Source organism: Propionivibrio pelophilus DSM 12018, from assembly GCF_059569095.1.
Genome location: NZ_JCANUT010000035.1, coordinates 30951 through 40452, shown reverse-complemented (window position 1 = coordinate 40452; position 9502 = coordinate 30951). Strand labels below are relative to the sequence as shown.

Annotated in this window: 9 protein-coding genes; 4 read left to right on the top strand and 5 right to left on the bottom strand. The window is 63.6% G+C overall.

Going from position 1 to position 9502, the window contains the following annotated elements; all coding sequences use genetic code 11:
- The 4 genes from BO74_RS14025 to BO74_RS14010 form a co-directional block, all read left to right on the top strand.
- A partial coding sequence (locus BO74_RS14025) for a TRAP transporter large permease subunit (RefSeq protein WP_496442999.1) occupies positions 1 to 219 on the top strand: 219 nt, incomplete at its 5' end.
- 34 nt (positions 220 to 253) lie between these two features.
- A complete protein-coding gene (locus tag BO74_RS14020) occupies positions 254 to 1267 on the top strand; it encodes a zinc-binding alcohol dehydrogenase family protein (protein WP_496442998.1) in 1014 nt (337 codons plus the stop codon).
- Between the two features lie 268 nt (positions 1268 to 1535).
- Positions 1536 to 3044, top strand: a complete 1509-nt coding sequence (locus BO74_RS14015) for a tagaturonate reductase (RefSeq protein WP_496442997.1) — start codon at positions 1536 to 1538, stop codon at positions 3042 to 3044.
- Between the two features lie 116 nt (positions 3045 to 3160).
- A complete protein-coding gene (locus tag BO74_RS14010; RefSeq protein WP_496442996.1) occupies positions 3161 to 4675 on the top strand; it encodes a UxaA family hydrolase in 1515 nt (504 codons plus the stop codon).
- Positions 4676 to 4769: 94 nt separating this feature from the next.
- On the opposite strand, the gene BO74_RS14005 is transcribed toward BO74_RS14010, so the two are convergent.
- The 5 genes from BO74_RS14005 to BO74_RS13985 all read right to left on the bottom strand — a co-directional run bounded on the left by BO74_RS14005 (position 4770) and on the right by BO74_RS13985 (position 9494).
- The gene (locus tag BO74_RS14005; RefSeq protein ID WP_496442995.1) at positions 4770 to 5717 is read right to left on the bottom strand and encodes a transketolase family protein; all 948 of its coding nucleotides are present in this window, start codon (positions 5715 to 5717) and stop codon (positions 4770 to 4772) included.
- Positions 5714 to 6547: a transketolase gene (locus BO74_RS14000; RefSeq protein ID WP_496442994.1), complete on the bottom strand. Its 834-nt coding sequence runs from the start codon at positions 6545 to 6547 to the stop codon at positions 5714 to 5716. The genes BO74_RS14005 and BO74_RS14000 overlap by 4 nt, the downstream gene beginning before the upstream one ends.
- A 98-nt stretch (positions 6548 to 6645) precedes the next feature.
- Positions 6646 to 7668 carry a zinc-dependent alcohol dehydrogenase gene (locus BO74_RS13995; protein ID WP_496442993.1) on the bottom strand — a complete coding sequence of 341 codons (1023 nt, stop codon included), beginning with the start codon at positions 7666 to 7668 and terminating at the stop codon, positions 6646 to 6648.
- Between the two features lie 24 nt (positions 7669 to 7692).
- A complete protein-coding gene (locus tag BO74_RS13990) occupies positions 7693 to 8961 on the bottom strand; it encodes a TRAP transporter large permease (protein ID WP_496442992.1) in 1269 nt (422 codons plus the stop codon).
- Positions 8958 to 9494, bottom strand: a complete 537-nt coding sequence (locus tag BO74_RS13985; protein WP_496442991.1) for a TRAP transporter small permease — start codon at positions 9492 to 9494, stop codon at positions 8958 to 8960. Before BO74_RS13985 ends, BO74_RS13990 begins: the two co-directional genes overlap by 4 nt.
- Between the last annotated feature and the right edge of the window lie 8 nt (positions 9495 to 9502).

The window sequence follows — 9502 nt, the reverse complement described above, 5'->3', positions numbered from 1 at the left end:
ATTGACCCGATCCAGTTCGGCATCATCATGATCCTGAACCTGGCGATCGGCTGCCTGACCCCGCCGATGGGCACGGTGATGTTCATCGCCAACGCAATCACGGGGACCAAGGTCGGCGAGTTCGTCCGCGAGAGTCTGCCGCTCTATGCCGCGCTGATCGTCGCACTCCTGCTGGTGACCTTCGTGCCGGCCGTCACCACCTGGCTGCCGAACCTGTAACCGCCGCACCTTCCTTCTGCGAGAGAAACCCATCATGAAAACCGTATTGCTCAAGAAACCCGGAGAAATAGGCATCAGCGAAATCGAGACGACCAAGCGCCTCGATGGACAGGTGCTGATCAAGGTGCGTAGCGCCGGCATCTGCGGTTCGGATATTGGCGCGTACAAAGGCGTCAATCCGCTGGTCTCGTACCCGCGCATCATCGGCCACGAGATTGCCGGCGAGGTCGTTGAAGTCGGCGCCGACGAGAACGAGTTCAAGGTCGGCGACCGCGTCATCCTCGAGCCGTACGTCTACTGCGGCAAGTGCTACCCGTGCTCGATCGGCCACACCAACTGCTGCGAGAACCTGACGGTGCGTGGCGTGCATATCGAGGGCGGGATGGCGGAATACGTCTCGCACCTGCGCCACCTGCTGCACAAGGTGCCGGCCGGCATACCCTGGCATCTGGTGCCGATGGCCGAGCCGCTGGTCATCTCGATGCACGCGGTCAAGCAGGCCGAGGTCAAGGCCGGGCAGCACGTGGTGATTACCGGCGCCGGGCAGATCGGCCTGTTGGCGGCGCAGTACGCGCTGGTGGTCGGCGCCATTCCGATCGTCGTCGATCCGGTCGATGAACGGCTGGCGCTGGCGCGCAGCCTGGGCGTCACACACACGATCAACCCGGCGAACAGCGACGCCGTGGCCGAAATCCTGTCGATCACGCAGGGACGGATGGCCGAGGCGGTCATCGAGTGTTCCGGGGCGGCGCCGGCGATCCGCGGCGCGGTGGATTACGTCTCCTACGCCGGGCACATCGCGCTGGTCGGCTGGCCGAAGAGCGACATCCCGATGCCGACGGCGCTGTTCACCAAGAAGGAACTGACCATCCGCGGCTCGCGCAACAGCGTTGGCCAGTTCCCGGAAAGCCTGCGCCTGATCGCCGAGGGTAAGGTCAACGTCGAGGCATTGCTGACCAAGACCGTGTCGATGGACGAAACGCCGGCAACCGTCGCCGACATCGCCGAGCATCCGGACAAGTACCTGAAGGTTACATGCGTGCTTTGATGCACGTTTCAAGAAACACCACGCTAACCGTCACCCCGGCGAAAGCCGGGGTCCAGTTCGTTGAATTTCCTGGATTCCGGCGTTCGCCGGAATGACGAATTTTTAATGAATCAGCGCCATCGTGACGCCATGCGGTCGCCGCATATGTGGATGTTAAATAGGTATTGGACACGCGAATCGACACGGCCGATAGTGACCTGCTGATGCCGTGACCCATCGGTCCGCAGTCATCCCGTCCTGCAACAGAAAAACACCTGGAGAGGTTTCAATGAACAGTCTGAACAGAGCCAATCTGGCCCAAGGCAAACTTGCCGTAGAGTCGTCCGCCCCCTCGTCGCTGAAGCCGACGCGCATCCTGCAGATCGGCGACGGCAATTTCCTGCGCGCCTTCGTCGACTGGATGGTCGACGTGGCCAACGGCGCCGGCCTGATGAACGGCGAAGTGATCATGGCGCAGCCGCTCGAGCGCGGTGTTGCCGAGTTGATGACGGCGCAGGACCAGCTTTTCACCGTCCTCTTGCGCGGCGTGCAGAACGGCCAGCAAGTCCAGTCGAAGCGGCTGGTCAGCTGCGTCAAGGACACGCTCAATCCGTATGCGCAGTGGGATGTGATGCTGGAAACGGTTCAGGATCCGGCGCTGCGTTTCGTGGTGTCCAACACGACCGAAGCGGGCATCGCCTACGTCGAGGAGCCGCTGGTCGACAGCAAGTGCCCGGCCAATTTCCCGGCCAAGGTCACGGCGCTGCTGCTGGCGCGCTTCAAGGCCTTCGGCGGCTCGCCGGAGTCGGGCCTGGTCTTCCTGCCGTGCGAACTGATCGAGGCCAACGGCTCGAAGCTGAAGCAATACGTGCTGCAGTTTGCCGAAGCCTGGAAGCTGCCGGCCGAGTTTGTCGCCTGGGTGAAGAACCACAACGTCTTCTGCAACACGCTGGTCGACCGCATCGTCCCGGGCTTCCCAGCGGCGGAGGCCGAGGCGCTGTACGCCGAGTTTGGCTACAAGGATCCGCTGATGGTCGCCGCAGAACCGTTCCTGCTGTGGGTCATCGAAGGGCCGGCCGGGGTTACGCAAACTCTCGCCGAGGAACTGCCGTTGCACAAGGCCGGTCTCGACGTGGTGTGGACCGACGACCTGCAGCCGTACCGCACGCGCAAGGTGCGCATCCTCAACGGCGCGCATACCGCCAGCTCGCTGGCTTCGTTCAGCGCCGGCCTGGACACGGTGCGCGAGATGACCGAGGACGCGGTGGTGTCCAGGTACCTGAACAAGGTGATGTTCGAGGAAATCGTGCCCTTCGTGCCGCTGCCTGACGCCGAGCGCAAGGCCTACGCCGAGACGATCATGGAGCGCTTCGCCAACCCGCACATCCGCCACGAGCTGATCTCGATCGCCCTGAACTCGGTGTCGAAGTGGACGGTGCGCGTGCTGCCGACGGTCAAGGACTTCGCCGCCAAGCACGGCGCGGCGCCGGCCGGGCTGTCGTTCTCGCTGGCCGCGGTGCTCAACTTCTACCACGGTTCGTTCGCTGCCAATGGCGATTTCGAGGGCAAGCGCGAGAAGGGCGCCTATCCGATCAAGGACAACGCCGACATTCTGGCGATCATGAACGCTGCGTGGGTCGGAGCGACCGACATGGCCAAGGTCGCCGCGACGCTGCTCGCCGACACGCGCCTGTGGGGCGAGGACCTGACCAAGGTGCCGGGCCTGGCCGAACAGACGGCGGTCGCGCTGGCACGGATCAAGGCGGTCGGTGTCAAAACTGCCATGAGCGAACTCTAAGAAAGTGCTGATCCATTGAAAATTTGTCATTCCGGCGCAGGCAGGAATCCAGAAAAATCGACGAACTGGACCCCGGCCTTCGCCGGGGTGACGAATATCCGAGCAAGGAGACCACGATGAGCCAACCCCTGTATATCCGCCTGCACGCCAACGACGACGTGCTGATCGCCGCCCAGCAACTGGTGCCGGGCACGGCGATCGCCGCCGAAAACGTGACGGTGCGGGACATGATCCCGCCCGGCCACAAGATCGCCGCGCACGACCTGAAGGCGGGCGACCCGGTCCGCCGCTACAACCAGATCATCGGTTTCGCCAAGGCCGATGTCGCCGCCGGGCAGCACGTGCACGCGCACAACCTCGGCATGGGCGAATTCGAGCGCGACTATGGCATCGGACAGGACGTGCACGAGCTGCCGAAGGTCGCCAATCCAGCCACTTTCATGGGCTACAAGCGTCCGAACGGCAAGGTCGGTACGCGCAACTACATCGCGGTGATTTCGTCGGTTAACTGTTCTGCCACCGTCACGCGTGCGATCGCCGGCCACTTCACCCGCGAAAAGCTGGCAGCCTTTCCCAACGTCGACGGCGTCATCGCCCTGCCGCATCCGGAGGGCTGCGGCATCAATACGAACGGCGAAGGCATGGAAATGCTGCGCCGGACGATGGTCGGCTTCGCCAAGCATCCGAACTTCGCCGGCGTGCTGTTCGTCGGCCTCGGCTGCGAGCAGAACCAGATCGCGCCGCTGATCGAGATGATTGGCCAGCACGAACCGGGGATGCTGGAGCACGTGATCATGCAGGTCGAGGGCGGCACCACGGCGGCGATCAAGAAGGGCGTTGCGCTGGTCGAGGGTATGCTGCCGAAGGCCAACCAGTACAGGCGCGAGGAAGCGTCCGTAGGCAACCTGATCATCGGCCTCAACTGCGGCGGCTCCGACGGCTATTCCGGCATCACGGCCAACCCGGCGCTCGGCGGCGCGTCCGATCTGCTGGTGGCGCACGGGGCGACCACGGTGCTCTCCGAAACACCGGAAATCTACGGTGCCGAGCATCTGCTGACCCGGCGTGCGGCGAAGCCGGAGATCGCCCAGAAACTGATCGACCGCATCGCCTGGTGGAAGGACTATTGCGCGCGTACCGGCGGCGAACTCGACAACAACCCGTCGGTCGGCAACAAGGCCGGCGGGCTGACGACGATCCTCGAGAAATCGCTCGGTGCGGTGGCCAAGGGCGGCACCAGTTCGCTGAACGGCGTCTACCGTTTTGCCGAGCCGATCGACGCCAAGGGCTTTGTCTTCATGGACACCCCGGGTTACGACCCGGTATCGGCGACGGGGCAGGCCGCGGGCGGCGCGCAGATCATCTGCTTCACCACTGGGCGCGGTTCGGCGTTCGGCTGCGCCGGCGTGCCGACGATCAAGCTGGCGACCAACACCATGCTCTACGAGCGGATGCGCGACGACATGGACGTGAATTGCGGCGACCTGATCACCGGCACGCCGATGGCCGAGATCAGTCAGCGCATCTTTGACGCGATCATTCGTCACGCCTCGGGCGAGAAGGTACGCAGTGAAATTCTCGGTTACGGCAACGACGAGTTCCTGCCCTGGCGGATCAGCGCGGTGATGTGAAAAAAGGCAACACAACCGGATTCGAGAATCCGGCGTGTTGCCAACGGGGTAACTCCTCGGTCGCTCCGGCCCTTGTGCCGGGGCGATTTTTTTATCAGCCTTTGCGCTTCAACACCTTCTCGGCGTGGGCCACGATGTTGGCCGCCGACAGGCCGTACTTGGCCAGCAGCTTCTCGTAGTCGCCGGACTCGGTGAAGGTGTCGTTGACGCCGACGACTTCCATCGGCACTGGGCAGCTCTGGCTCAGGACTTCGGCTACGGCGCTGCCGAGACCGCCATAGACGTTGTGCTCTTCGGCGGTAACGATCGCGCCGGTCTCCTTGGCGCAGGCGATCAGCAGGTCGCGGTCGATCGGCTTGATGGTGTGGATGTTTACCACGCGCGCCCTGATGCCCTTGTCGGCGAGTATCTCGGCGGCTTCCAGTGCCTTGACCAGCATGTAGCCAGTGGCGACGAGGGTCAGGTCGCTGCCTTCGCGCAACGTCACGCCCTTGCCGATCTCGAACTTGTAGGTGGCCTTGTCGAGCACTACCGGCACTTCCGCGCGGCTCAGGCGCAGGTAGACCGGCCCCTTGAACTCCGCCACGGCTCGCGTCGCCAGTTCGGCTTCCACAGGGTCGGAAACAGAAACGACGGTCATGTTCGGCAGCGCGCGCATGAAAGCGATGTCGGCGATCGCGTGGTGGCTGGCGCCATCATAGGAATCGGACAGTCCGGCGTAGGTGCCGGCCAGCTTGACGTTGAGGCCGGTGTAGGCGATCAGGCTGCGCACCGGGTCGGCGGCGCGCAATACCATGAACGCGGCGAAGGTGTTGGCGAAGGGAATCTTCCCGGCCGTGGCGAGACCGGCGGCCATGGCGACCATGTTCGCCTCGGCGACGCCGACGTTGAAGTAGCGCTTGGGGAATTCCTTGCCGAAGACGATGCTCTTGCTCGAACTGCCGACGTCGGCGTCCAGCGCGACGATGTCCGGATTCTCGCGGCCCAACTGCGCGAGCGTGTCGCCATAGACGTCACGGATGGCTTTCTTTACCGCGCTCATACATTCACCCCCAGTTCCTTCATTGCATTCACATATTCATCCTTGCTGATCGGCTTGCCGTGCCAGGCGCTCTTGCCTTCCATGAAGGAGACGCCCTTGCCCTTGACCGTCTTGGCGACGATCACCGTCGGCTGGCCCTTGACCGTGGCGGCGAGGTCGATGGCGTCGGAAACCGCTTCGACGCAGTGGCCGTCGATCGCGATCACGTTCCAGCCGAAGGCCTGCCATTTGGCGGCGATGTCGCCCATCGGCATGATCTCCGCGACGGTGCCGTCGAGCTGCACGCCGTTGTTGTCGATGATCACCAGCAGGTTGTCGGCGGCGAACTTGGCGGCGGACATCGCCGCTTCCCAGACGATGCCTTCCTGCAGTTCGCCGTCCCCCATCAGCACATAGGTGCGGAAGTCCTTGTTATCCAGCCGGGCGGCCATGGCCATGCCGAGGCCGGCGGGCAGGCCGAGACCGAGCGGACCGGTCGACAGCTCGACGCCGCTGGTTTTCTTGGCGCAGGGGTGGCCCTGCAGGTGGCTGTCGAGCTGGCGCAGGGTAGCGAGGTCGTCCTGCGGGAAGAAGCCGCGTTCGGAGAGGATCTGGTAGAGCATCGGCGCGGCGTGGCCCTTGCCGAGGATGAAGCGGTCACGGTTCGGATCCGTCGGGTTCTTCGGATCGACGCGCAGCTTCTCGAAGTAGAGGGTGGTCATGATCTCGGTCGAGGACAGCGAGCCGCCCGGGTGGCCGGTCTGGATGCTGTACAGGAGCTTGATCAGATCCTGCCGGAGCCGTTGGCACAGCCCTTCCAGGTAGTCCTTTCTTGCCTTGCTCAAACTCATTTGCTTCTCCTTGTCAGTCAAAACGCGGGTGCGAGAACACCCGCTCGCGCCTGTCGCCAGGGCGATGATTCGAAATGCGGGTGGTGCCGAGAGTGGTGTCAGCTAATGTCGATAACGACCTTCATGACGCTCTCGGGGTGGTTGTCGATGTACGGGTAAACCTCTTCCAGCTGGCGGATGCCGAAGTGGTCGCTGATCAGCGGGGCGGTGTTGATCGCCTTGCTGGTCATCAGGTCGATCGCCCGCTGGAAGTCTTCGCGCAGGTACATCATGATCCCGAGCATGTCGACTTCACGGCGCTGGAACAGCGGCAGCTCGACTTCGACCGGCTCCTTGTAGTTGGCGACGATCACCAACTTCGATGAGCAGCGCGCGGCGGCGACGGCCTCGTTGAAGATCGCCTTGACGCCGGCGCAGTCGATGATGATGTCCGCTTCGTCGTCACCGAACTGTTCGAGGATGACGTCCTTGAGCTTGCGGTCCCTCGTGTTGACACAGGCATGGATGCCGCAGGCCTTGGCGATGTCAAGGCGCTTCTGGTTGATGTCGGTGATCACGACCTTTTTTGCTCCGGACGCGACGGCGACCTGGGCGACGAGGTTGCCGATCGTCCCGGCGCCCAGCACGACGACGTTGGTGCCGGTGAGATCCCCGCAGCGGCGGATCGCGCCGGTGGCCACTGCGGTCGGTTCGACCAGCGAGCCTTCATCGAAGCTCATGCTTTCCGGCAGGCGCAACACCTTGGAGGCCGGGACGGCAAAGTACTCCGCAAACATGCCGCCGGTATGCACGCCGTAAACCTTGAGGTTCTTGCAGACGTTGTAATGGCCGCTGCGGCAGGGGGCACACTCGCCGCAGTAGACCTGCGGCTGGATGGTGACCTTGTCGCCTTCATCAAATCCGCTGACCTTGCTGCCGACTTTGGTGACCACGCCGGCGCCTTCGTGGCCCTGTACGACCGGGAAGGTCATGTATTTGTGCTTGCCGTGGTAGATCTGGATGTCCGAGCCGCAGACGCCGACCCGCTTCATCTGGATCAGCACCTCGTCGTCGCCGATCTCGGGAACCGGCGCGTCCAGGAAGCTCATCTTGAACGCTTCCGTCATTTTTACTTGCAGCATTTTGCTCTCCAAAAACAAGCGGGACTATTTCAGGGCGTGCGGCAGCCAGAGGGACAGCGCGGGGATGTAGGTCAGGGCGCCGAGCGTGCCCAGGAGGACGAGCAGGTAGGGCATGACCTCGCGCGTCAGCAGGCCGAGACGCACCTTGCCGACCGAGCTGGCGACGAACAGCAGGACGCCGACCGGCGGGGTGAGTTGCCCGATGACCAGGTTGACCAGCAGGACGATGCCGAAGTGCACCAGGTCGATCTGGAAGGCATTGAGCACCGGAATCAGGATCGGCACCAGGATGATCATGATCGCGATGGTTTCCATGAAGCAGCCGAGCACCAGCAGGGCGACGTTCAGCAGCAGCAGGATGACCCAGCCCTGGTCGGTGGCTTGCATCAGCGCGTCGGTGAGCATCTGCGGTGCCTGCTCGATGCCGAGGATCCAGCTGAACGGCGCAGCGGCGGCGACGATCATCAGGATGACCGAGGTCTCCTTGGCAGTTTGCAGCAGGATTTTCGGGATGTGCGACAGCTTCAGCGTGCGGAAGACGAACAGGCCGACCAGCAGCGAATAGGCCGCGGCGACACCCGCGATTTCCGTCGCGGTGAATACGCCCATGCGGAATCCGCCGAGGATCAGTACCGGCATGAACAGCGCCCAGGCGGCATTGCGGAATTCTTTGCCGAGGCGCGCCCAGGCAAAGGCGTGGTCCTTGGGGAACTGGCGCTTGTAGCCGACGTAGGCGGTAACCAGCAGCAGCGAGATGCCCATGGCCAGTCCGGGGATGACGCCAGCCCAGAACAGGTCGCCCAACGAGATGTTGGCCTGCCAGGCATACACGACCATCAGGATCGACGGCGGGATGATCGGCCCGAGCGTTGCACAGGCGGCACAGACAGCGGCGGCGAACCCGGCGCCGTAACCGGCCTTGGCGAGTTGCGGCACGAAGACCCGTGAGGTCGCGGCGCAGTCGGCCACCGACGAGCCGGAAATGCCCGCCATGAAGATGTTGCCGACGATGGCGGTATGGGCCATGCCACCGCGGATGTGGCCGACGAAGGCACGGGTGAACCCGAACAGCCGCTCGCTGATGCCCGAGTCGTTCATCAGCGAACCGGCCAGGGTGAACAGCGGGATGGCCAGCAGCGGGAAGGACTGCACGCCAGTGACAACGCGCTGGGCGACCACCGACAGCGGGATGCCTTCCCAGCCGATGACCAGCAACGAGGCGCCCATCATCGCGAGAGCGATCGGCAGGCCGATGGCCAGCAACAGGGCGAAGGAGATGATCAGCAGGGTCATTGGACACCCCCTTCCTTCTCCACCAGCGTCTCGGTTTCGCCACGGAAGACGGGGGCTGCGCCCTTGTCCATCCAGGTGCGCAGGATATGGACCAGCATCAGCAGCAGGCCGACCGGCATGGCGGACACGAACCAGGCTTTCGAGACGCCCATCATCGGCGAGTCGACCACGAGTTCCTGCAGGACCTGCTCGTAGCAGCCGAAGAGCATCACGACGAGAATGGCCAGGCCGATCAGCACGGTGACGACATTCAGCCAGCTGAACTGGCGCATGCGGAAAACCGGAGCCAGCGCGTCGATGCGGATGTGCATCTGGGAGCGGGTCGCCGCGGCGGCTCCGATGAAGACCATCCAGGTAAGCAGGGCGACGATCAGTTCTTCGCCCCAGGTCAGCGGATTGTTGAAGACATAGCGCAATACGACCGCGGCGATCACCATCACGGCGATCCCGCCGTGCAGGGCGATGATGAACAGGTCCTCGGCGGCGCTGACGGCGTCGTCCAGCCGGCCGAAGATCGTGCGAAAAGTGTGCATGGACATCC